Consider the following 21,006-nt stretch of genomic DNA (forward strand, 5'->3'; position numbering starts at 1 on the left):
GTCTCTTTTTGCATCAAAAAATCCTCTGGCAAGTACCAGAGGATAAGAGTTTATTTCATTGTTGGGAAGAGCAATACATCACGGATAGTGGTTGTATCAGTTAGGAGCATGCAGAGACGGTCGATACCGATTCCCAAACCACCTGTTGGAGGCATACCATATTCAAGAGCCTCAATGTAGTCGTAGTCGATGCCTGTCGCTTCATCGTCACCAAGTTCTTTGGCTTTAGCTTGGGCTTCAAAACGGCTAAGTTGGTCGATTGGGTCGTTCAATTCAGTAAAGGCATTTCCGTACTCTTTGGTCATGATGAAGAGTTCGAAACGGTCAGTAAAGCGTTCGTCTTCAGGATTCTTCTTAGCTAGTGGAGATACAGCTACTGGATGTCCGTAGACAAAGGTCGGTTGGATCAAGGTTTCTTCAACAAACTCTTCAAAGAAAGCATTGATGATGTGGCCAACTTCAGTGTAATGTTTCTCAACTGGAACTTTCTTCTCAGCAGCGATAGCTTTGGCTTCTTCCAAAGTCATGTCTTGCCAGAAATCGACACCAGTAATTTCTTTGATAGCATCAACCATGTGAACACGTTTAAATGGTTCGTTAATCTTGATTTCAGTACCTTGATAGTTGACTGGACCATCACCTTTAACTGATTTAGCAGCGTGTTGGATAATACCTTCAGTCAAGTCCATGATGTCTTGGAAGTCTGCATAAGCTTGGTAAACTTCGATAGAAGTAAACTCAGGGTTATGAGTAGCATCCATTCCTTCATTACGGAAGATACGTCCGATTTCATAGACGCGTTCCATACCACCGACGATAAGGCGTTTCAAGTGAAGCTCAGTCGCGATACGAAGCACCATGTCAATGTTTTGGGCATTGTGGTGGGTGATAAATGGACGGGCCGCCGCACCACCAGCTTCGTTGTGAAGAACAGGTGTTTCCACTTCAAGGAAACCTTTTTGATCAAGGTAACGACGGATTTCAGAAATGATTTTGGAACGAGTGACAAAGCGTTCAAAGCTTTCACGGTTAGAAATCAAGTCAAGGTAACGTTTACGGTAAATTGTTTCAACGTCTGTCAAACCGTGGAATTTCTCAGGAAGTGGGCGAAGTGCTTTAGACAAGTGTGTGATGTGAGTAGCCTTGATAGAGAGTTCTCCCATATCTGTACGCATCACTTCACCTTCGACACCAAGGAAGTCACCAAGGTCTGCTTTTTTGAAGATTTCGTAGTTTTCTTCACCGACAGCATCCTTACGAACGTAGATTTGAATCTGCCCTTCGCGGTCTTGAAGGTGGGCAAAACCTACTTTACCTTTACCACGTTTGGTTACCAAGCGTCCTGCGATAGTAGCTGTTTCATTTTTATCGTGTAATTGTTCTTTATCGAGGTCAGCATATTTATCTTTTAATTCTTGTGAATTTGCAGTGCGTTCAAAACGTTTTCCGAAAGGATCGATTCCTTGTTCACGGAGCGCAGCCATTTTTTCACGGCGAACGATCTGCTGGTCATTTAGTTCTTCCATATGTTCTGTTGACATGGGATCCTCCTAGTTTTACTCAAAATTGAATACGATGAGTCATTTTTTTGCGATACTCCCATTTTATCATAAAAAGACAAGAAATTCACGGATAATCTTTAAAAACTAAAAAGAACTTGACGCTAAAATCAAGTTCTGTTATTGATAGGAAGTATCATTCCAAGTATCGAGAGTGAATGTTTCAAAATCATAGGTTTCTAGAATGGTTAGGCTGGCATTTGCTAGGCCGCCATCTTTACGAAGAAGGGGTTCTTTATAACCTAGAAGTGTGCGAAGGCTGGCAGTAAGATTGGCGCCGTGACCGACAATTAGAATACGCTCAGCTGGACTATCTTTTAATGATTTGATAAATTGGATGGTCCGTTGCGTGGTGCTATAGAGGGATTCGGCTCCGAACATTTGAGTGTCAAATTGAGCAAGATTAGATCGAAAAGCTTTGATTTGTTGCGGGTAAATAGCTTCCAAGGTTGCGATTTTCAAACCTTCCAACTTCCCAAGTTGCCATTCACGGAGATTAGGGACACTTTCTAAAGGACAGGGGGTCTGGAGTTGACTTTGGATAATCTCGGCAGATTTGATCGCTCGAGGTAAATCACTTGAATAAATCTGATCAAAAGGAATTTCCTTGAGATACTGGCCTAGTCGTTTTAGGGTGTCAATGGATTCAGGAAGAAGGGGAGAATCTCCACTAGCACCTTGAAAGCGTCCTTCTTGGTTCCAGAGGGTACGACCGTGGCGGACAAAGTAGAGTTTCATTCTTGGCTACCCTCCAAGATATCTGCAAAGTCAGCTTTTACAAAGTTAGCCAAGTCTTGTGGAGCGACGATAATGCTGTGACCAACTTCTCCAGCAGAGACAATCATTTGATCCAAGTCTAGAGCGATCTTATCGATAAAAATGGGATAATTGTGTTTCTGACGAATTCCGACAGGATTATTGGCTCCATGAATGTAACCAGTTGTTTTTTCCAAGTCCTTTTGTGGAATCATGCTCACTTTTTTATTGCCAGAAATTTTGGCTAGTTTCTTTTCAGACAAATGTTGAGTGATAGGGACAATTCCGATAATTGGTCCTGTTTTATCTCCCAAAAGCGCCAAGGTTTTGAAAATCTGATTTCGTTCATAACCTTGAGGAAGCTCTCCTTCCAGGGCATTGATTTGAATCCCCTGATGTGGGATACCTGCTTTAGACAGGATTTGTTCCACCAATGTTTTTTTGATTTTAACTTTTTTTGCCATTATTTATACTTATCCTCCAATTGGCTCATCCAAATACCAAGCCAGATTCCCAGTGCAAAGAAGAAGGCAATGATGACATACCCAACAAGAGAAATACCGGTGTACTGGATACTTTCAGCATTTCCTGCATTTGGGATCAAGATTAAAAGGGTACTTGAAAGGACGATACCGATGATGAAATGATAGACACGTGAGTGGTAGTTGTTTAAGGCATAATCCATCAATTTTGAAAAAATGATGAGAGTTGCACCTGCACCGATTCCAATCGGGAAGAAGGTTCCCAAGAGGTCAAAGGTTTTAAAACCAGTCAACATAGGAGCATAGAGTCCCAAAATCAAAAGTAGGTTTGATGGACTGAGGCCAGGAACTAATACGCCAAGAGCCAGCAGTGTACCAGCTAGGACGAAATTAAGAAAGCTGGCGCTCAAGGTTCCAACGACAAAATTTAAGGCATAGAGTCCTAATCCAGAAATGATAAAGGTTATCCAGAACCAGACTAAATCAATCTTGTCTCGATCAGATTCTCGAGTTGATTCTTTGAGGAGGCTAGGAACTGTACCAATGATAGCTCCTGCAAAGCTCCATAAGACAAAGACCTGATAATTTTCAAGCAGGTATTCAATCGGGTAGGAAAATAAGCCGATTCCCAGAAGCATACCAATGGCAACTGGAATAAAGTACAAAACATTTTCTTTAAAGTCTTTAAAGGGATGAGCCAGAAAGCCAATCATTCGTTCATAAATACCTAAGATTGCTGCTAAAACCCCTCCGGAAATTCCCGGTAGAATAAATCCAAGAGCAATGACAATCCCTTTAATAACGCGTGCTAACCATGAGAGCATATTTTTCCTCCAACTATTTCTATTTCAAAAAATCCTTACTATATTGTATCACAATCTAAAACAAAAAGAAAAAGCAAATGAGAAACAAATGCTTTTAAGGTTTTAAAAAGAGTTTTCTAAAGGTTTCTTCTTTATTTTTTAAAGAAGAGATGACGTTGATATCCAAATCGTGGTCAAAGCCAGCAATTTTTCCTTTAGAGGTGTACTGGTGAATGTCATAATCTATATCAGTCTTAGGAGTTGCCTCGTAAAATCCTGAGTCAGAACCATAGGAAGGAATCCACACAGACGTAAACTTGTCAGTATCAATACTGTGTTCTTCCATGAAATAGACCCCAACGTAGATTCCGATATTTTTAGCACCTAGTGATTCTAGTTTTGCACGAAAGGCTTCAACACCTTCGTTCATATTGGACATGGTTTTTTCTTCCACATCTAGCCAATAGTAGCTAGGGCTGTATGGCGATGCGGAATTATAAAAACTTTCAGCAGCCTTTTCCATTTCTTGGATACTTTTTCCAGCTACATAGGCATAGACCCCAACTGGGACATTTCGTTTTTGAAACTCGGTAATATGGTTTTTAAAGGCCTTGTCTACCCCATTAACAAAGGAAGCATCATTCTCTTTTGAAGACTGAGCGCCACTATGGACGCGAACAATAGCTCCTGAAATGTTTTGGGAGAGAGTATCGTAATTAATTTCCTCAGGTCGTTGCCAACCAGAAACATCAATCACCGGTTTATCTATATTATGTAGCGCTTGCGATTCTACTTGCGCGATATTTGACTTTGTTTTTACAGGATGGTCCTCAAAACGAGGGCGATTTAGGATTAAAATGAAAATCATAATCCCAAAAAAACCAAACAAAATAAGCGGATTAATTTTCTTTCTCATATCTTATAATTTTACCTTATAAATGAAAAAAAATCAAAAAAAAATACTCAAAAAATGGGTTAATAGAGGACTTTAGAGCATTTTTTCATTCAAGAGCGCGGAATGATTTGAAATATGGTATAATAAAAGAGAATTTCTAGAGAAAAGAGAAGATTATGTCAAATTATGCCATTATTTTAGCAGCGGGTAAAGGAACTCGCATGAAATCGGATTTGCCAAAAGTTTTGCACAAGGTTGCGGGTATTTCTATGCTAGAACATGTTTTCCGTAGTGTGGGAGCTATCCAACCTGAAAAGACAGTCACAGTTGTCGGACACAAGGCAGAATTGGTTGAAGAGGTCTTGGCTGGACAGACAGAATTTGTGACTCAATCTGAACAGTTAGGGACTGGTCATGCGGTTATGATGACAGAGCCAATTTTGGAAGGTTTGTCAGGTCACACCTTGGTCATCGCAGGAGATACTCCTTTAATCACAGGTGAAAGCTTGAAAAACTTGATTGATTTCCACATCAATCATAAAAATGTGGCTACTATCTTGACTGCTGAAACAGATAATCCTTTTGGCTATGGACGAATTGTACGTAATGACAATGCTGAAGTTCTTCGCATTGTGGAGCAGAAGGATGCTACAGATTTTGAGAAACAAATCAAGGAAATCAATACTGGAACATATGTTTTTGATAACGAGCGTTTGTTTGAGGCTTTGAAAAATATCAATACCAATAACGCTCAAGGTGAATACTATATTACAGATGTCATTGGCATTTTCCGTGAAGCTGGTGAAAAAGTTGGCGCTTATACGTTAAAAGATTTTGATGAGAGTCTTGGTGTAAACGACCGTGTGGCTCTTGCGACTGCTGAGTCAGTTATGCGTCGTCGCATCAATCATAAACACATGGTCAATGGGGTCAGCTTTGTCAACCCAGAAGCAACTTATATCGATATTGATGTTGAGATTGCTCCTGAAGTTCAAATCGAAGCCAATGTTACCTTGAAAGGGCAAACGAAAATTGGTGCTGAGACTGTTTTGACAAATGGAACGTATATAGTGGATAGCACTATCGGAGCAGGAGCTGTTATTACCAACTCTATGATTGAGGAAAGTAGTGTTGCAGACGGTGTGACAGTCGGTCCTTATGCCCACATTCGTCCAGGTTCAAGTCTGGGTGCCCAAGTTCATATTGGTAACTTTGTTGAGGTGAAAGGTTCTTCTATCGGCGAAAATACTAAGGCTGGTCATTTGACTTATATCGGAAACTGTGAAGTGGGTAGCAAGGTTAATTTTGGTGCTGGAACCATTACAGTCAACTATGACGGCAAAAACAAATACAAGACAGTTATCGGCAACAATGTCTTTGTTGGTTCAAATTCAACCATTATTGCGCCAGTAGAACTTGGTGACAATTCCCTCGTTGGAGCTGGTTCAACTATTACCAAAGACGTGCCAGCGGATGCTATTGCTATTGGTCGTGGTCGTCAGGTCAACAAAGACGAATATGCAACACGCCTTCCTCATCATCCTAAGAATCAGTAGGAGCCTATCATGGAATTTGAAGAAAAAACGCTTAGCCGAAAAGAAATCTATCAAGGACCAATATTTAAACTAGTCCAAGATCAGGTTGAATTACCAGAAGGTAAAGGAACTGCCCAACGGGATTTGATTTTCCATAATGGAGCTGTCTGTGTTTTAGCCGTAACGGATAAACAAAAACTCATCTTGGTCAAGCAGTATCGCAAAGCTATCGAGGCTATCTCTTACGAAATTCCAGCCGGAAAGTTGGAAGTAGGAGAAAATGCAGATCCTGTCGCAGCAGCCCTTCGTGAATTAGAGGAAGAAACAGCCTATACAGGGAAATTGGAACTCTTGTACGATTTTTACTCAGCCATCGGCTTTTGTAATGAAAAGTTAAAACTATACCTAGCAAGCAATTTGACGAAAGTGGAAAATCCGCGTCCGCAGGATGAGGATGAAACCTTGGAAGTTCTTGAAGTAAGCTTAGAGGAAGCCAAGGAATTGATCCAATCAGGTCATATCTGCGATGCCAAGACAATTATGGCTGTTCAGTATTGGGAATTACACAAAAAATAGAGGAGGTCAGTATGGGTAAACCTTTATTAACGGATGAAATGATTGAAAGAGCTAATAGAGGCGAAAAAATTTCAGGTCCTCCTTTGCTAGATGATGAGGAGACAAAAATTTTACCAACCTCTTCTTCCCGTTTTGGTTATGCCAATCCTAAGGGACATGGCTTTAGCCAGGAAACCTTGAAGATTCAGGTCGAACCGTCTATTCATAAAAGTCGTCGCATTGAAAATACCAAGAGAAATGTCTTCAATTCTAAGTTGAATAAAATCTTATTTGCTGTCATCTTTCTCTTGATTTTGCTTGTCTTAGCAATGAAACTTTTGTAATAGAAAAGGAATTGAAATGAAAATAGGAATTATTGCGGCTATGCCAGAAGAACTAGCGTATCTGGTCCAGCATCTAGAAAATGCCCAAGAGCAAGTTGTTTTGGGAAATACCTATCACACAGGAACCATTGCCTCGCATGAAGTCGTTCTTGTAGAAAGTGGAATTGGTAAGGTCATGTCTGCTATGAGTGTGGCGATTTTGGCTGATCATTTTCGAGTGGATGCTTTGATTAACACGGGATCTGCTGGTGCAGTAGCAGAGGGTATCGCTGTTGGGGATGTCGTGATTGCTGACAAATTAGCCTATCATGATGTGGATGTCACAGCATTTGGCTATGCTTATGGACAAATGGCGCAACAACCGCTTTATTTCGAATCAGATAAAACCTTTGTTGCTAAAATCCAAGAGAGTTTATCTCAATTGGACCAAAACTGGCATCTTGGTTTGATTGCTACAGGAGATAGTTTTGTTGCAGGAAATGATAAGATAGAAGCGATTAAGTCCCATTTCCCAGAAGTTTTAGCTGTTGAGATGGAGGGGGCAGCTATTGCTCAGGCAGCGCATGCCCTTAATCTTCCAGTTTTAGTTATTCGAGCTATGAGTGACAATGCCAACCATGAAGCAAACATCTCTTTTGATGAGTTTATTATCGAAGCTGGACGTCGCTCTGCCCAAGTCTTATTAGCCTTTTTGAAGGCTTTAGATTAAGCGGAAATTTGACAGTTTTTCTAGCTTATGATAAGATTTAAGTAAAGAAAAGCTAGAAAACGTTTCAGAGGATATTATGAGTATTGAAATGACCGTCAGTGAGATTGCAGAGGTCTTAGGATTATCTCGCCAAGCAATCAATAACCGTGTCAAAGAATTACCAGAAGAAGACACAGATAAAAATGACAAAGGGGTAACAGTCGTTACCAGAAGTGGCTTGATTAAGCTAGAAGAAATCTATAAAAAAACGATTTTTGAAGATGAGCCTGTCAGCGAAGATGTCAAGCAACGTGAACTGATGGAGATTTTGGTTGATGAGAAGAATGCAGAAATTCTTCGTCTTTATGAACAATTAAAAGCCAAGGATCGTCAGTTATCAGAAAAAGACGAGCAGATGCGTATCAAAGACCGTCAGATTGCTGAGAAAGACAAACAACTCGATCAGCAGCAACAATTGACCCTTCAAGCCATGAAGGATCAAGAAAATCTTAAGCTAGAGCTGGACCAAGCAAAAGAAGAAGTCCAATCCACTAAGAAAGGCTTTTTTGCTCGTTTATTTGGAGGATAATCAAGGAGCTGTTTAGGTTAAATGCTAACCTAATGGCTTCTTTTGTTTCTAATAGTATAGTTGCTCAATTAATACTCAATGAAAATCAAAGAGCAAACTAGGAAGCTAGCCGCAGGCTGCTCAAAACACTGTTTTGAGGTTGTGGATAGAACTGACGAAGTCAGTAACATATACCTACGGCAAGGCGACGTTGACGTGGTTTGAATTTGATTTTCGAAGAGTATAAAATAACAGTATAGGAGAGGTATAGAATGGAACGATTAGAAGATTACATTGCTTTTGACTTAGAATTTAATCAGCATGAAGGACAAACACACTTGATTCAAGTATCGGCAGTGCGTTTTAGAGATGGTCAGGAAATCGATGCCTATGATTCCTATGTCCATACTAGTGTGCCTCTAAAGAGTTTTATCAATGGTTTGACTGGAATTACAGCTGAAACCTTAAAAGATGCTCCTCCAGTGGAGAAAGTTATAAAAGATTTCCAAGATTTTGTGGGTTCTTTACCCATGGTAGGCTACAATGCTGCTAAAAGTGATTTGCCTATTCTAGCAGAGCATGGTTTAGACTACAGCCTGCAGTATAAGGTGGATTTGTATGATGAAGCTTTTGAACGTCGTAGTTCAGATTTACACGGTATTGCCAATCTCAAATTGCAAACCGTTGCCTCGTTTCTTGGATTTCAAGGTCAGTCTCATAATAGCTTAGAGGATGCTCGTATGACGGCGCGTGTTTACGAGTCCTTTCTAGAGTCAGACCAAGCTAGAGAATTGTTAGAGACAGAAAGTAGTCTTTCAAACAATCCTTTTGGAGGCTTGGATTTGTCTCAATTATTTGACTAGGAGTGCCTATGAAACCTGAAAAACCTAAAAATCTAGGTTTTAAGCAGATATACTTTAATCTAGATAAAATACTTTTTCTATTTTTCTTGACTTTTATGATGATTGAGTTTGTCTGGTTACCGTCAAATTCTTGGATTGCTGGACTTTTGCTCCGTCAGACAGGTTATCTCTTTCTATCTTACAACAATATTTTTGCCATTATAAAAGGTTCTCCCTTTGTTAGTCTTGCTTTATTTGTTCTGGTAATCGTTAATTTACTGGTCGCCTATTACCAGATAGGACTTCTCTTTATCGGAGCTCGGCATTTATTATGCCATGAAAAAAGGACCTTGCTGGAGTACAGTCGTAAGGTCTTTCGTCAGAGTTTCCTATTTATGAGGCAAGTGACGATTTCCAAAATGGCCTTTATCTTCTTTTATGTCATGATGCTCTTTCCATTGATTCGAAAGATTTTAAAGATTTATTACCTCAATAAAATCGTCATTCCGGACTTTATCGTTGATTATGTGGAAGACAAGTATTGGCTAGTAGGCATAGTGGTTACTATTCTAGCTTTACTTCTGTTTTATATATCAGTACGATTAATGTTTGCTCTACCCCAGCTTTTGTTTGAGAAGAAAACAGTCAAAGAAGCAGTCAGATACAGTCTAGAGAAGACAAAAAATCACTCATGGTTTTATACTTGGAACTTGCTTTGGATTATCGTCAAAACCTACCTATTTTTTCTTCTTCTTCTCATTCCAATATTAGCAAGTCAGGTGCTGATGGATAGTTTGACCCATAAGGAATCTCTTGTGCTAGGAATTATCAACTTTGTCTTGATCAAGAATTTCCACTATATGGCCTTGACCTATTTCCTTATTAAGTTTGTATCCTTCTTGACAGGTGAAGAACTAGAAATCACACCAAGGAGAAAGAAAGACCACTGGATGAGATGGGGAGTGATGGGCTGTGCTGGCATCTTTTTCGCTCTGGAGGGGTATGTCTATTTGGAAGCTCCAGTTGCACATAAACCTTTAGTTATTTCTCACAGGGGAGTATCCAATAAGAATGGTGTGCAGAATACAGTTCAATCTTTAGAAAAGACAGCCCAACTAAGTCCAGACTTTGTTGAGACAGATGTTCAGGAAACGAAAGATGGCCAGTTTGTCATGATGCATGATGCCAATATCAAGAATCTGACAGGTGTTAATGCCAATCCACAGGATCTAACTTTGAAAGAATTAACCAAACTCGATATTTCAGAAAATGGTTATCATAGCAAGGTGTCCAGTTTTGATGACTACCTCAATAAAGCCAATGAATTGCATCAAAAACTTCTTATTGAGATTAAGACCAGTCGAAAAGATAGCCCAGATATGATGAAACGCTTTATGGAAAAATATGGAACGGTTCTTAAGCAGAATGGTCACCAAATGCAATCCTTGGACTACCATGTGATTGATCAGGTTTTAGCCTACGATACTCAAATTCCAGTCTTTTTCATCCTACCTTATAATAGTATTTTTCCAAGAACCAAGGCCACAGGTTATACTATGGAGTATTCAACTTTAGATGAAAATTTTGTCAACAAGCTTTGGAATACCGATCAGAAATTGTACGTTTGGACCATCAATAGTTCAGAGTCCTTTGATAAATCTGTTCATTTGGGTGCAGACGGCATGATAACGGATGACTTGGAAATGATTCAAGATCAGGTTTCCATTGCCCAAGAAGACCCAGAGTATACGGATTTACTGTTCAAACAGGCTATGGAATTCTTTAATTTTTAGTAAGCAAAAAGAGGCTGAGACAAAATAGTTCTCAACCACAAAAAAGCAACGGCAAATCCGTTGCTTTTTTGGAGATAAGGGACTATTGTCCTAGGCTCAGTCTTGAGATAAGGTCCTTAGAAACTCGTATTCTGAGGATTTTATTTTAAATCAGAGGTTGGCTCTCGCCAACCTTATTTGATATAGAGTTCTTGATTTTTTAGGACAATTTCACGGACACTTGTAAACTTCTTAAGTTTTTTGATTTCTTCTGGATGAGTGACGAGAGTAATAACATAACCTTCCTTGCCCATACGGCCAGTACGTCCAGCACGGTGAGTGTAGGTTTCGATATCTCTTGGGACATCAAAGTTTACGACGCATTCTAGACTATCGATATCAATTCCACGTGCCAGAAGGTCTGTTGCGAGAAGTAGGGTTAGTTGCTTGTCTTTAAACTTTTCTAAGATAACTTTTCTAAATTTAACATTGACATCACTAGCGAGGGAAACAGCCAAGATATCCCGATACTGTAATTTTTCCTCTGCGCTTCCAAGGTCTGATAGGCTGTTAAAGAAGACCAGACCGCGGAAATCCTCCACATGAGCCAGTTTTCGTAGCATATCCACTCTGTGACGTTGATCTACCTGCATGTAGAAGTGTTGGATGTTGTCCAATTTTTGGTCAGAAAGATCAATGGTACGTGTGTTAGGCGCAATTTTTTCTTTGTTAAACTTGGTCGTCGCACTCATATAGACAAGTTGGTGGTCACGAGGTGCGTAGTGAGTAATTTTCTCGACAAAGTGTATCTGAGAATCATCGAGCAATTGGTCAAATTCATCTAGAATGATGGTTTCCACATTCATCATCTTGATTTTTTTTAATTTAATGAGTTCAAAGATACGGCCAGGAGTTCCAATCAGAATTTCTGGTCCTTTTTTTAGACGTTCAATCTGGCGTTTCTGACTCGAACCTGATAAGAAGAGTTGGGCAGTCAAGCCGATAGCTTCTGACCACGTTTTACATACGTCAAAAATCTGTCCAGCAAGCTCCGTATTTGGTGCTAGAATCAAGAGTTGCTGCGCTTTTTTCTTTTGTAGTCTGAGAAGACTTGGTAGAAGGTAAGCTAGGGTCTTACCAGTTCCTGTTGGGCTCACTCCTAGGAGGTTTTCTCCAGCAAGAAGGGGCTCAAATAGTTGGGTTTGAATGGGAGTGAATTCTTGGAAACCGAGTTGGTCACTTAGTTCTTGCCATTCAGTTGGTAGTTTGTTTTTCATTTTTCTGCCTCAAATCTAATGCCAGCAGTCTGGCGCATAGTATATAGTAGCTCATGAACTGAACTTGCATCTTCCAGCCAAGTTTGGTAGAGATTCAGATCTGGTTGCTGGATCATGTGTGCAAATGCAGCGACTTCCTCAGTCATCGTATGAGGAGCCTGTTGGATAGGGAGTTGGATTTGATTGCCTTGGTGGTCGGTAAAAATAGCCGAGCTGACATGTTCGATGGTGTTGAGAGTCAGGGTTCCATCTGTCGTATAAATTTCGCAAGGAAGATTGGAAGTGATATTTTTCCCAGCTTTTATATGAATTTGAAAGTCAGGGTATAAGAGGATTCCGTCTCCATTCAGGTCCATGCTATTGTCAAGTTGTTGAGCCTGATAGGTCGCGTCTTGAGCTTTTCCAAAGAGACGAACGGCAGCGTAGAGAGGATAGATCCCCAAATCCATAAGCGCTCCACCAGCAAAACGGTCTGAAAAGACATTTGGTGTCTGTCCAGCTAACAAGTCCGGCATTTTGGAAGAATACTTGGCATAGTTGAAATCTGCCCCTAAAATTTGCTTGTCTGCTAAAAAGTTTTTGATAGTAGTAAAAGCTTCTTCGTGGTAATTACGAGCTGCTTCGAAGATAAAACAGTGATTTTTCTCAGCTGTTTGAACCAAATCCAGCCATTCTTGTGGTTGAGTGACAGCTGGCTTTTCAAGAATGACGTGTTTTCCAGCAGATAATGCAACTTTTGCCTGAGCAAAATGCAAGGAGTTTGGACTAGCAATATAGACAACATCAAAGGAGCTCTTGAAGAAGTCCTCTAATTGATTAAAGAGTTGGATATCTTGATAGCGAGAAGCAAAGGTTGCCGCAGTTTCTAGTTTTCTAGAATAGACTGCGACCAGCTGGTATTCTCCACTGATATGGGCTGCTTCTATGAAGTGGTGACTGATAGCCCCTGTTCCGATGACACCTAATTTAAGCATAGTTACTCCTTTTCCGATTTCAAATCCTTCTTTCATTATAACATAGATAGACAGGACTATCCAACAGAGGGGAAAAAATTTCAAATAAGCTACTAGGTCTTTTCCAAAGAAAGTGGTACAATAATGAGATGAGTAAATGAAATGGGAGGGAAAATGAGGTTATTACCTATAAGAAAAATATCACGTCAGTCTAAGAGGCTAGCGCTTTTTTTGACGTTTTGTGCAGGATATGTAGATGCCTATACGTTTATTGTGCGAGGGAATACTCTTGTAGCTGGACAAACTGGGAATGTAGTCTTTCTTTCAGTGGGACTCATTCAACAGAATGTGTCAGATGCCAGTGCGAAAGTAATGACCTTGCTAGCTTTTATGATGGGGGTCTTTTTATTAACTGTTTATAAGGAAAAATTGAGAATTGTGAAAAAGCCCATTCTGTCATTGCTTCCTTTAGCAATCTTATCAATCATTATTGGTTTTGTGCCGCAGACTGTAGATAATATCTATCTAGTACCGCCCTTGGCCTTCTGTATGGGATTGGTGACAACTGCTTTTGGAGAAGTGTCGGGTATTGCCTATAATAACGCTTTTATGACAGGGAATATCAAACGGACCATGCTAGCTTTTGGAGATTATTTTAGGACCAAGCACACACCATTTTTACGTGAAGGATTCATATTTGTTAGCCTGCTTAGTAGTTTTGTCCTTGGCGTTGTCTTTTCAGCCTATTTGACGATTTTCTATCATGAAAAGACCATTCTTGGTGTTCCTATTATGATGAGCATTTTTTACATTAGCATGCTTTTTGCCTCTTGGCGAAAAAAAGTAAAAGAAAAAGCTTCATTTTAGGTGTTATTACTTGTAAGAAAATAGGAGATATGCTATACTTAAAGAGTTGACTATGCACAATCCTGTGCAACCGCACGAACATCGTTGCTCGTCGTATAACAAATTTAAACTTCGTCATTGTCGCCTTGCCTAACATAAGTTATGTCTTCGGCTCAATTCCTAGTTTATTCTTTGTTATACTTAGAGCTCTTCTTTTAAGTGGTTTGTCCCACGATGCTAGGCGAGTCTTCACAAAAAATTCGGGGAAACCCATAAAAATCATAGGAGGTGCATAATGAGCACATACGCAATTATCAAAACTGGCGGAAAACAAGTTAAAGTTGAAGTTGGTCAAGCAGTTTACGTTGAAAAATTGAACGTTGAAGCTGGTCAAGAAGTTACTTTTAACGAAGTTGTTCTTGTTGGTGGTGAAAACACTGTTGTCGGAACTCCACTTGTTGCTGGAGCTACTGTAGTTGGAACTGTTGAAAAACAAGGAAAACAAAAGAAAGTTGTTACTTACAAGTACAAACCTAAAAAAGGTAGCCACCGTAAACAAGGTCACCGTCAACCATATACAAAAGTTGTCATCAACGCAATCAACGCTTAATTTTAAGGAGAACACATGATACAAGCAGTCTTTGAGAGAGCCGAAGATGGCGAGCTGAGGAGTGCGGAAATTACTGGACACGCCGAGAGTGGCGAATACGGCTTAGATGTCGTGTGTGCATCGGTTTCTACGCTTGCCATTAACTTTATCAATTCTATTGAGAAATTTGCAGGCTATGAACCAATCCTAGAATTAAACGAAGATGAAGGTGGCTATCTGATGGTTGAAATACCAAAAGATCTTCCTTCACACCAGAGAGAAATGACCCAGTTATTCTTTGAATCATTTTTCTTAGGTATGGCAAACTTATCGGAGAACTCTTCTGAGTTCGTCCAAACCAGAGTTATCACAGAAAACTAACACGGAGGAAAACATTATGTTAAAAATGACTCTTAACAACTTGCAACTTTTCGCCCACAAAAAAGGTGGAGGTTCTACATCAAACGGACGTGATTCACAAGCGAAACGTCTTGGAGCTAAAGCAGCTGACGGACAAACTGTAACAGGTGGATCAATCCTTTACCGTCAACGTGGTACACACATCTACCCAGGTGTAAACGTTGGACGTGGTGGAGACGATACTTTGTTCGCTAAAGTTGAAGGCGTAGTACGCTTTGAACGTAAAGGACGCGATAAAAAACAAGTTTCTGTTTACCCAATCGCTAAATAAAAAGGTCCAGTGAACCTTTTTATCCCGAGCCTTGAAATATAAAGGCGAGGAAGCTAGAAGTAGCATTAAATAAGGCTTTCCGAGATTTCGGAGAGCCTCTTTTTTTGTTTTGGAACCCATGATTTTTTCGTTCTTAGTGTAGATGAATTTTATGAGTGACATTATTTTTCTTCGATGGAAAACTTCTAAAATATGGTATAATGAAAAGATAAAGAAGTTGGGGGTAGAAGATGAACATTCAACAATTACGCTATGTTGTTGCCATTGCCAATAGTGGTACTTTCCGTGAAGCTGCTGAAAAGATGTATGTTAGCCAGCCGAGTCTGTCTATTTCTGTTCGTGATTTGGAAAAAGAGTTGGGCTTTAAGATTTTCCGTCGGACCAGCTCAGGGACTTTCTTGACTCGTCGTGGTATGGAATTTTATGAAAAAGCTCAAGAATTGGTTAAAGGATTTGATATTTTTCAAAATCAGTATGCCAATCCTGAAGAAGAAAAAGATGAATTTTCCATTGCTAGTCAGCACTATGACTTCTTGCCACCAACTATTACGGCCTTTTCAGAGCGCTATCCTGACTATAAGAATTTCCGTATTTTTGAATCAACTACTGTTCAAATTTTAGATGAAGTAGCGCAAGGGCATAGTGAGATTGGGATTATCTACCTCAATAATCAAAATAAAAAGGGGATTATGCAACGGGTTGAAAAGCTGGGTCTTGAGGTCATTGAATTGATTCCCTTTCATACCCATATTTATCTTCGTGAAGGGCATCCTTTAGCCCAGAAAGAGGAATTGGTCATGGAGGATTTAGCTGATTTACCAACGGTTCGTTTTACTCAAGAGAAAGACGAGTACCTTTATTATTCAGAGAATTTTGTCGATACCAGTGCTAGCTCACAGATGTTTAATGTGACAGACCGTGCTACCTTGAATGGTATTTTAGAGCGGACGGACGCCTATGCGACAGGTTCTGGATTTTTAGATAGTGATAGTGTTAATGGTATCACAGTTATTCGTCTCAAGGATAACCTAGATAATCGCATGGTTTATGTTAAACGTGAAGAAGTGGAGCTGAGTCAAGCTGGGACTCTCTTTGTAGAAGTCATGCAAGAATATTTTGATCAGAAGAGGAAATCATGAAAAAAAGAGGAATAGTGGCAGTCATTGTACTGCTTTTGATTGGGCTTGATCAGTTGGTAAAATCCTATATCGTCCAGCAAATTCCATTGGGTGAAGTACGATCTTGGATTCCCAATTTCGTTAGCTTGACCTACCTGCAAAATCGAGGGGCAGCCTTTTCTATCTTACAAGATCAGCAGTTGTTATTCGCTGTCATTACTCTGGTTGTCGTGATTGGTGCCATTTGGTATCTACATAAACACATGGAGGACTCATTCTGGATGGTCTTGGGTTTGACCTTGATTATTGCAGGTGGTCTTGGAAACTTCATTGACAGGATCAGTCAGGGCTTTGTTGTGGATATGTTTCATGTGGACTTTATCAATTTTGCAATTTTCAATGTGGCAGATAGCTATCTGACTGTTGGAGTGATTATTTTATTGATTGCAATGCTAAAAGAGGAAATAAATGGAAATTAAAATTGAAACTGGTGGCCTGCGTTTAGATAAAGCTTTGTCGGATTTGACAGAATTATCACGCAGTCTCGCGAATGAACAAATCAAATCAGGCCAGGTCTTGGTCAATGGCCAAGTCAAGAAAGCTAAATACACTGTCCAAGAGGGCGATATCGTCACTTACCATGTGCCAGAACCAGAGGTTTTAGAGTATGTGCCTGAGAATCTTCCGCTAGATATCATCTACCAAGATGAGGATGTGGCTGTCGTTAACAAACCTCAGGGGATGGTTGTGCATCCGAGTGCTGGTCATATTAGTGGAACTCTGGTAAATGCCCTTATGTATCATATTAAGGACTTGTCGGGTATCAATGGGGTTCTGCGTCCAGGAATTGTTCACCGTATTGATAAAGATACGTCAGGTCTTCTCATGATTGCTAAAAATGATGAGGCGCATCTAGCACTTGCCCAAGAGCTCAAGGATAAAAAGTCTCTCCGCAAATATTGGGCGATTGTTCATGGAAATTTGCCTAATGATCGTGGTGTGATTGAAGCACCAATTGGTCGTAGTGAAAAAGACCGTAAGAAACAGGCTGTGACTGCTAAAGGAAAGCCTGCAGTAACCCGTTTCCACGTCTTAGAACGCTTTGGTGATTATAGTTTAGTGGAGTTGCAACTGGAGACAGGGCGTACCCATCAAATCCGTGTTCACATGGCTTATATTGGTCATCCAGTCGCTGGGGATGATGTCTATGGTCCTCGCAAGACTTTGAAAGGACATGGACAATTTCTTCATGCTAAGACTTTAGGTTTTACACATCCGAGAACAGGTGAGATTTTGGAATTTACAGCCGATATTCCAGATGTTTTTAAGGAAACCTTGGAGAGATTGAGAAAGAATTAGACGTGATAAAAGGTTGAGATGACTTGTCTCGACCTTTTTCCTATCAACTCTTTTCTATTTCCTGCCATTCATGTTATAATGGATAGATATGAAGAATCGGAGTGAGACTATGAAATACAAACGGATTGTCTTTAAGGTGGGGACTTCTTCTCTGACAAATGAGGATGGAAGCTTATCACGTAGTAAGGTAAAGGCTATTACCCAGCAGTTGGCTATGCTGCACGAGGCTGGTCATGAATTGATTTTGGTGTCGTCGGGTGCCATTGCTGCAGGTTTTGGGGCTTTAGGATTTAAGAAGCGTCCGACTAAGATTGCTGATAAACAGGCTTCAGCAGCGGTAGGACAAGGGCTTTTGTTGGAAGAATACACGACCAATCTTCTCTTGCGCCAAATCGTTTCTGCACAAATCTTGCTGACCCAGGATGATTTTGTGGATAAGCGCCGTTATAAAAATGCCCATCAGGCTTTGTCAGTTCTACTTAGCCGTGGCGCGATTCCTATCATCAATGAGAATGACAGTGTCGTTATTGATGAACTCAAGGTTGGGGACAATGATACTCTAAGTGCTCAGGTAGCAGCCATGGTCCAAGCAGACCTTTTGGTCCTCTTGACAGACGTAGACGGTCTTTATACTGGAAATCCTAATTCAGACCCAAGAGCCAAACGCTTGGAGCGAATCGAGACCATCAATCGTGAGATTATTGATATGGCTGGTGGAGCTGGCTCGTCTAATGGGACAGGTGGTATGTTGACTAAGATCAAAGCAGCTACGATCGCGACGGAGTCGGGTGTGCCAGTCTATATTTGCTCATCCTTGAAGTCAGATGCCATGATTGAGGCAGTTGAGGAGACCAAGGATGGTTCCTACTTTGTTGCTCAAGAGAAGGGACTTCGTACCCAGAAACAATGGCTGGCCTTTTATGCTCAGAGTCAAGGTTCTATTTGGGTTGATAAAGGGGCTGCTGAAGCTCTCTCTCAACATGGAAAGAGTCTTCTCTTATCTGGTATTGTTGAAGCAGAAGGAGCCTTTTCTTACGGTGATATTGTGACAGTATTTGATAAGGAAAGTGGAAAATCACTTGGAAAAGGGCGCGTGCAATTTGGTGCATCCGCTTTGGAGGATATGTTGCGTTCTCAAAAAGCCAAGGGTGTCTTGATTCACCGTGATGACTGGATTTCCATTACTCCTGAAATCCAACTACTCTTTACAGAATTTTAGAGGTAAACTATGGTAAGTACACAAGAACAATTTGAACAGGTACAGGCTGTTAAAAAATCAATCAACACAGCTAGTGAAGACGTGAAAAACCAAGCCTTGCTAGCCATGGCTGATCACTTAGTGGCTGCTACAGAGGAGATTTTAGCAGCCAATGCCCTTGATATGGAATCTGCTAAGGGTAAAATCTCAGATGTGATGCTGGATCGTCTTTATTTGGATGCAAGTCGTATAGAAGCGATGGCAACTGGGATTCGTGAAGTGGTTGCCTTACCAGATCCAATCGGTGAAGTTTTAGAAACCAACCATCTTGAAAATGGTTTGGTTATCACAAAGAAACGTGTGGCTATGGGTGTTATCGGTATTATCTATGAAAGTCGTCCAAATGTGACGTCTGACGCAGCTGCTCTAGCTCTTAAGAGTGGAAATGCGGTTGTTCTTCGTAGTGGTAAGGACGCCTATCAAACAGCCCATGCCATTGTCCCAGCCTTGAAGAAGGGCTTGGAGATGACTACTATTCACCCTGATGTGATTCAACTGGTGGAAGATACTAGCCGTGAAAGTAGCTATGCCATGATGAAGGCAAAGGGCTATCTAGACCTTCTCATTCCTCGTGGAGGGGCTGGCTTGATTAATGCGGTGGTTGAGAATGCGATTGTACCAGTTATCGAGACCGGGACTGGGATTGTCCATATCTATGTGGATAAGGATGCAGATGAAGACAAGGCTCTGTCTATCATCAACAATGCTAAAACCAGTCGTCCTTCTGTCTGCAATGCTATGGAAGTTCTACTTGTTCATGAAGACAAAGCAGCAAGCTTCCTTCCTCGCTTGGAGCAAGTTCTAGTTGCAGAGCGTAAGGAAGCTGGACTGGAACCGATTCAATTCCGACTCGATAGCCAAGCAATCCAGTTTGTTTCAGGTCACGCAGCTGAAGCACAAGACTTTGACACCGAGTTTTTAGACTATGTCCTTGCTGTTAAGGTTGTGAGTAGTTTAGAAGAAGCGGTTGAGCATATTGAAGCTCATAGCACCCATCATTCGGACGCCATTTTGACAGAAAATGCTGAAGCTGCGGCTTACTTTACAAATCAAGTGGACTCTGCAGCGGTTTATGTCAATGCTTCAACACGTTTCACTGATGGAGGCCAGTTTGGTCTTGGCTGTGAGATGGGGATTTCTACTCAGAAACTGCACGCGCGTGGTCCAATGGGCTTGAAGGAGTTGACTAGCTACAAGTATGTGGTTACTGGTGACGGACAGATAAGGGAGTAAGAGATGAAGATTGGATTTATCGGTTTGGGGAATATGGGAGCTAGTTTGGCCAAGGCTGTTTTGCAGGCCAAGACGTGTGATGACCTTCTCCTTGCCAATCGTAGTCAAGCCAAGGTGGATGCTTTCATCGCCGACTTTGGCGGTCAGGCTTCTAGCAATGATGAAATCTTCGCAGAAGCAGATGTGATTTTTCTAGGAGTTAAGCCTGCTCAGTTTTCTGAACTGCTTTCTCAATACCAGACCATTCTTGAAAAACGAGAGAGTCTTCTTTTGATCTCCATGGCAGCTGGATTGACTTTAGAAAAACTAGCAAGTCTTATCCCAAGTCAACACCGAATTATTCGTATGATGCCAAATACCCCTGCTTCTATCGGACAAGGAGTGATTAGTTATGCCTTGTCTCCTAATTGCAGGGTTGAGGACAGTGAGCTCTTTTGTCAGCTTTTAAATAAGGCTGGTCTATTGGTTGAACTAGGAGAAGGCTTAATCGACGCAGCGACAGGTCTTGCAGGCTGTGGACCAGCCTTTGTCTATCTCTTTATTGAGGCCTTGGCAGATGCAGGTGTTCAGACTGGATTGCCACGAGAGACAGCATTGAAAATGGCGGCTCAAACTGTGGTAGGAGCTGGTCAATTGGTCCTAGAAAGCCAAGAGCATCCTGGAGTATTGAAAGACCAAGTCTGCAGCCCAGGCGGTTCGACTATCGCTGGTGTAGCGAGTCTAGAAGCGCATGCTTTTCGAGGAACAGTCATGGATGCAGTTGGTCAAGCCTACAAACGAACACAAGAATTAGGTAAATAAGAGGTGGCTTTGTCTGCCTCTTTTATGGTGGTTGAAATGAGAAGACAAAAAGATTGTCACAAACCCCTATTTTTTTGATAGA

General features: G+C 40.9%; 24 protein-coding genes, 1 pseudogene and 1 other annotated feature. Of the genes and pseudogenes, 17 read left to right on the forward strand and 8 right to left on the reverse strand.

The window, feature by feature from the left end; genetic code table 11:
* Positions 1 to 50: 50 nt before the first annotated feature.
* From lysS to O3616_RS02080, 5 genes are all read right to left on the reverse strand, one after another.
* Positions 51 to 1,541, reverse strand: coding sequence for a lysine--tRNA ligase (lysS, locus tag O3616_RS02060; protein ID WP_000102451.1), 1,491 nt, complete (start codon positions 1,539 to 1,541; stop codon positions 51 to 53).
* 138 nt (positions 1,542 to 1,679) lie between these two features.
* Entirely contained in the window at positions 1,680 to 2,297 is a 618-nt protein-coding gene (locus O3616_RS02065; protein WP_371637945.1) for a histidine phosphatase family protein, read from the reverse strand.
* Positions 2,294 to 2,779: an aminoacyl-tRNA deacylase gene (locus tag O3616_RS02070; protein ID WP_371637946.1), complete on the reverse strand. Its 486-nt coding sequence runs from the start codon at positions 2,777 to 2,779 to the stop codon at positions 2,294 to 2,296. The genes O3616_RS02065 and O3616_RS02070 overlap by 4 nt, the downstream gene beginning before the upstream one ends.
* Positions 2,779 to 3,621: a DUF368 domain-containing protein gene (locus O3616_RS02075; protein ID WP_049552079.1), complete on the reverse strand. Its 843-nt coding sequence runs from the start codon at positions 3,619 to 3,621 to the stop codon at positions 2,779 to 2,781. The genes O3616_RS02070 and O3616_RS02075 overlap by 1 nt, the downstream gene beginning before the upstream one ends.
* Positions 3,622 to 3,715: 94 nt before the next feature.
* Positions 3,716 to 4,516 carry a glycoside hydrolase family 25 protein gene (locus O3616_RS02080; protein WP_371637947.1) on the reverse strand — a complete coding sequence of 267 codons (801 nt, stop codon included), beginning with the start codon at positions 4,514 to 4,516 and terminating at the stop codon, positions 3,716 to 3,718.
* A gap of 155 nt (positions 4,517 to 4,671) precedes the next feature.
* Here O3616_RS02080 and glmU point away from each other — a divergent pair, with 155 nt between their 5' ends.
* From glmU to O3616_RS02115, 7 genes are all read left to right on the forward strand, one after another.
* Positions 4,672 to 6,051, forward strand: coding sequence for a bifunctional UDP-N-acetylglucosamine diphosphorylase/glucosamine-1-phosphate N-acetyltransferase GlmU (gene glmU, locus O3616_RS02085; RefSeq protein ID WP_371637948.1), 1,380 nt, complete (start codon positions 4,672 to 4,674; stop codon positions 6,049 to 6,051).
* A 9-nt stretch (positions 6,052 to 6,060) separates the two neighbouring features.
* Positions 6,061 to 6,606, forward strand: a complete 546-nt coding sequence (locus O3616_RS02090; protein WP_371637949.1) for an NUDIX hydrolase — start codon at positions 6,061 to 6,063, stop codon at positions 6,604 to 6,606.
* A gap of 11 nt (positions 6,607 to 6,617) precedes the next feature.
* Entirely contained in the window at positions 6,618 to 6,929 is a 312-nt protein-coding gene (macP, locus tag O3616_RS02095; protein WP_049532083.1) for a cell wall synthase accessory phosphoprotein MacP, read from the forward strand.
* A 16-nt stretch (positions 6,930 to 6,945) separates the two neighbouring features.
* Entirely contained in the window at positions 6,946 to 7,638 is a 693-nt protein-coding gene (locus O3616_RS02100) for a 5'-methylthioadenosine/adenosylhomocysteine nucleosidase (RefSeq protein WP_371637951.1), read from the forward strand.
* A gap of 76 nt (positions 7,639 to 7,714) precedes the next feature.
* A complete protein-coding gene (rocS, locus tag O3616_RS02105) occupies positions 7,715 to 8,206 on the forward strand; it encodes a chromosome segregation protein RocS (protein WP_000021242.1) in 492 nt (163 codons plus the stop codon).
* A gap of 251 nt (positions 8,207 to 8,457) precedes the next feature.
* Complete coding sequence (locus O3616_RS02110; protein WP_371637952.1) at positions 8,458 to 9,048, forward strand: 3'-5' exonuclease; 591 nt, start codon at positions 8,458 to 8,460, stop codon at positions 9,046 to 9,048.
* An 8-nt stretch (positions 9,049 to 9,056) separates the two neighbouring features.
* Entirely contained in the window at positions 9,057 to 10,820 is a 1,764-nt protein-coding gene (locus O3616_RS02115; protein ID WP_371637953.1) for a glycerophosphoryl diester phosphodiesterase membrane domain-containing protein, read from the forward strand.
* Between the two features lie 173 nt (positions 10,821 to 10,993).
* On the opposite strand, the gene O3616_RS02120 is transcribed toward O3616_RS02115, so the two are convergent.
* Both O3616_RS02120 and O3616_RS02125 read right to left on the reverse strand, forming a co-directional pair.
* The gene (locus O3616_RS02120; RefSeq protein WP_049488642.1) at positions 10,994 to 12,076 is read right to left on the reverse strand and encodes a DEAD/DEAH box helicase; all 1,083 of its coding nucleotides are present in this window, start codon (positions 12,074 to 12,076) and stop codon (positions 10,994 to 10,996) included.
* The gene (locus O3616_RS02125) at positions 12,073 to 13,050 is read right to left on the reverse strand and encodes a Gfo/Idh/MocA family protein (RefSeq protein ID WP_371637954.1); all 978 of its coding nucleotides are present in this window, start codon (positions 13,048 to 13,050) and stop codon (positions 12,073 to 12,075) included. Before O3616_RS02125 ends, O3616_RS02120 begins: the two co-directional genes overlap by 4 nt.
* 141 nt (positions 13,051 to 13,191) lie before the next feature.
* On the opposite strand from O3616_RS02125, the gene O3616_RS02130 reads away from it, so the two are divergent.
* The 4 genes from O3616_RS02130 to rpmA all read left to right on the forward strand — a co-directional run bounded on the left by O3616_RS02130 (position 13,192) and on the right by rpmA (position 15,155).
* Complete coding sequence (locus O3616_RS02130; RefSeq protein ID WP_371637955.1) at positions 13,192 to 13,896, forward strand: YoaK family protein; 705 nt, start codon at positions 13,192 to 13,194, stop codon at positions 13,894 to 13,896.
* A gap of 58 nt (positions 13,897 to 13,954) precedes the next feature.
* Positions 13,955 to 14,134, forward strand: a sequence feature (ribosomal protein L21 leader region).
* 36 nt (positions 14,135 to 14,170) lie between these two features.
* Positions 14,171 to 14,485, forward strand: coding sequence for a 50S ribosomal protein L21 (rplU, locus tag O3616_RS02135; protein WP_000109141.1), 315 nt, complete (start codon positions 14,171 to 14,173; stop codon positions 14,483 to 14,485).
* A gap of 15 nt (positions 14,486 to 14,500) precedes the next feature.
* On the forward strand, positions 14,501 to 14,845 hold the full coding sequence (locus O3616_RS02140) for a ribosomal-processing cysteine protease Prp (protein WP_000613699.1): 345 nt from the start codon (positions 14,501 to 14,503) through the stop codon (positions 14,843 to 14,845).
* Between the two features lie 16 nt (positions 14,846 to 14,861).
* The gene (gene rpmA / locus O3616_RS02145; protein WP_000916509.1) at positions 14,862 to 15,155 is read left to right on the forward strand and encodes a 50S ribosomal protein L27; all 294 of its coding nucleotides are present in this window, start codon (positions 14,862 to 14,864) and stop codon (positions 15,153 to 15,155) included.
* A gap of 166 nt (positions 15,156 to 15,321) precedes the next feature.
* Here rpmA and O3616_RS02150 read toward each other — a convergent pair.
* Positions 15,322 to 15,393, reverse strand: a pseudogene (locus O3616_RS02150) (AraC family transcriptional regulator); the annotation flags it as partial.
* Here O3616_RS02150 and O3616_RS02155 point away from each other — a divergent pair.
* From O3616_RS02155 to proC, 6 genes are all read left to right on the forward strand, one after another.
* Entirely contained in the window at positions 15,386 to 16,294 is a 909-nt protein-coding gene (locus O3616_RS02155) for a LysR family transcriptional regulator (protein WP_001025693.1), read from the forward strand. The pseudogene O3616_RS02150 and the gene O3616_RS02155 overlap by 8 nt on opposite strands.
* Entirely contained in the window at positions 16,291 to 16,752 is a 462-nt protein-coding gene (lspA, locus tag O3616_RS02160; protein WP_371637956.1) for a signal peptidase II, read from the forward strand. The genes O3616_RS02155 and lspA overlap by 4 nt, the downstream gene beginning before the upstream one ends.
* Positions 16,742 to 17,632: an RluA family pseudouridine synthase gene (locus tag O3616_RS02165; protein WP_371637957.1), complete on the forward strand. Its 891-nt coding sequence runs from the start codon at positions 16,742 to 16,744 to the stop codon at positions 17,630 to 17,632. The genes lspA and O3616_RS02165 overlap by 11 nt, the downstream gene beginning before the upstream one ends.
* A 109-nt stretch (positions 17,633 to 17,741) precedes the next feature.
* A complete protein-coding gene (gene proB / locus O3616_RS02170; RefSeq protein ID WP_371637958.1) occupies positions 17,742 to 18,851 on the forward strand; it encodes a glutamate 5-kinase in 1,110 nt (369 codons plus the stop codon).
* Positions 18,852 to 18,860: 9 nt separating this feature from the next.
* The gene (locus O3616_RS02175; RefSeq protein WP_371637959.1) at positions 18,861 to 20,123 is read left to right on the forward strand and encodes a glutamate-5-semialdehyde dehydrogenase; all 1,263 of its coding nucleotides are present in this window, start codon (positions 18,861 to 18,863) and stop codon (positions 20,121 to 20,123) included.
* A gap of 3 nt (positions 20,124 to 20,126) precedes the next feature.
* A complete protein-coding gene (proC, locus tag O3616_RS02180; protein WP_371637960.1) occupies positions 20,127 to 20,924 on the forward strand; it encodes a pyrroline-5-carboxylate reductase in 798 nt (265 codons plus the stop codon).
* Positions 20,925 to 21,006: the final 82 nt, after the last annotated feature.

The sequence above is a fragment of the Streptococcus sp. 27098_8_86 genome, from assembly GCF_041432595.1.
Taxonomy (GTDB): domain Bacteria; phylum Bacillota; class Bacilli; order Lactobacillales; family Streptococcaceae; genus Streptococcus; species Streptococcus pneumoniae_F.

Coding starts and splice junctions, on each gene's coding strand:
- lysS (WP_000102451.1), bottom strand. CDS start 1,541: ATGTCAACAGAACATATGGAAGAACTAAATGACCAGCAGATCGTTCGC.
- O3616_RS02065 (WP_371637945.1), bottom strand. CDS start 2,297: ATGAAACTCTACTTTGTCCGCCACGGTCGTACCCTCTGGAACCAAGAA.
- O3616_RS02070 (WP_371637946.1), bottom strand. CDS start 2,779: ATGGCAAAAAAAGTTAAAATCAAAAAAACATTGGTGGAACAAATCCTG.
- O3616_RS02075 (WP_049552079.1), bottom strand. CDS start 3,621: ATGCTCTCATGGTTAGCACGCGTTATTAAAGGGATTGTCATTGCTCTT.
- O3616_RS02080 (WP_371637947.1), bottom strand. CDS start 4,516: ATGAGAAAGAAAATTAATCCGCTTATTTTGTTTGGTTTTTTTGGGATT.
- glmU (WP_371637948.1), top strand. CDS start 4,672: ATGTCAAATTATGCCATTATTTTAGCAGCGGGTAAAGGAACTCGCATG.
- O3616_RS02090 (WP_371637949.1), top strand. CDS start 6,061: ATGGAATTTGAAGAAAAAACGCTTAGCCGAAAAGAAATCTATCAAGGA.
- macP (WP_049532083.1), top strand. CDS start 6,618: ATGGGTAAACCTTTATTAACGGATGAAATGATTGAAAGAGCTAATAGA.
- O3616_RS02100 (WP_371637951.1), top strand. CDS start 6,946: ATGAAAATAGGAATTATTGCGGCTATGCCAGAAGAACTAGCGTATCTG.
- rocS (WP_000021242.1), top strand. CDS start 7,715: ATGAGTATTGAAATGACCGTCAGTGAGATTGCAGAGGTCTTAGGATTA.
- O3616_RS02110 (WP_371637952.1), top strand. CDS start 8,458: ATGGAACGATTAGAAGATTACATTGCTTTTGACTTAGAATTTAATCAG.
- O3616_RS02115 (WP_371637953.1), top strand. CDS start 9,057: ATGAAACCTGAAAAACCTAAAAATCTAGGTTTTAAGCAGATATACTTT.
- O3616_RS02120 (WP_049488642.1), bottom strand. CDS start 12,076: ATGAAAAACAAACTACCAACTGAATGGCAAGAACTAAGTGACCAACTC.
- O3616_RS02125 (WP_371637954.1), bottom strand. CDS start 13,050: ATGCTTAAATTAGGTGTCATCGGAACAGGGGCTATCAGTCACCACTTC.
- O3616_RS02130 (WP_371637955.1), top strand. CDS start 13,192: ATGGGAGGGAAAATGAGGTTATTACCTATAAGAAAAATATCACGTCAG.
- rplU (WP_000109141.1), top strand. CDS start 14,171: ATGAGCACATACGCAATTATCAAAACTGGCGGAAAACAAGTTAAAGTT.
- O3616_RS02140 (WP_000613699.1), top strand. CDS start 14,501: ATGATACAAGCAGTCTTTGAGAGAGCCGAAGATGGCGAGCTGAGGAGT.
- rpmA (WP_000916509.1), top strand. CDS start 14,862: ATGTTAAAAATGACTCTTAACAACTTGCAACTTTTCGCCCACAAAAAA.
- O3616_RS02155 (WP_001025693.1), top strand. CDS start 15,386: ATGAACATTCAACAATTACGCTATGTTGTTGCCATTGCCAATAGTGGT.
- lspA (WP_371637956.1), top strand. CDS start 16,291: ATGAAAAAAAGAGGAATAGTGGCAGTCATTGTACTGCTTTTGATTGGG.
- O3616_RS02165 (WP_371637957.1), top strand. CDS start 16,742: ATGGAAATTAAAATTGAAACTGGTGGCCTGCGTTTAGATAAAGCTTTG.
- proB (WP_371637958.1), top strand. CDS start 17,742: ATGAAATACAAACGGATTGTCTTTAAGGTGGGGACTTCTTCTCTGACA.
- O3616_RS02175 (WP_371637959.1), top strand. CDS start 18,861: ATGGTAAGTACACAAGAACAATTTGAACAGGTACAGGCTGTTAAAAAA.
- proC (WP_371637960.1), top strand. CDS start 20,127: ATGAAGATTGGATTTATCGGTTTGGGGAATATGGGAGCTAGTTTGGCC.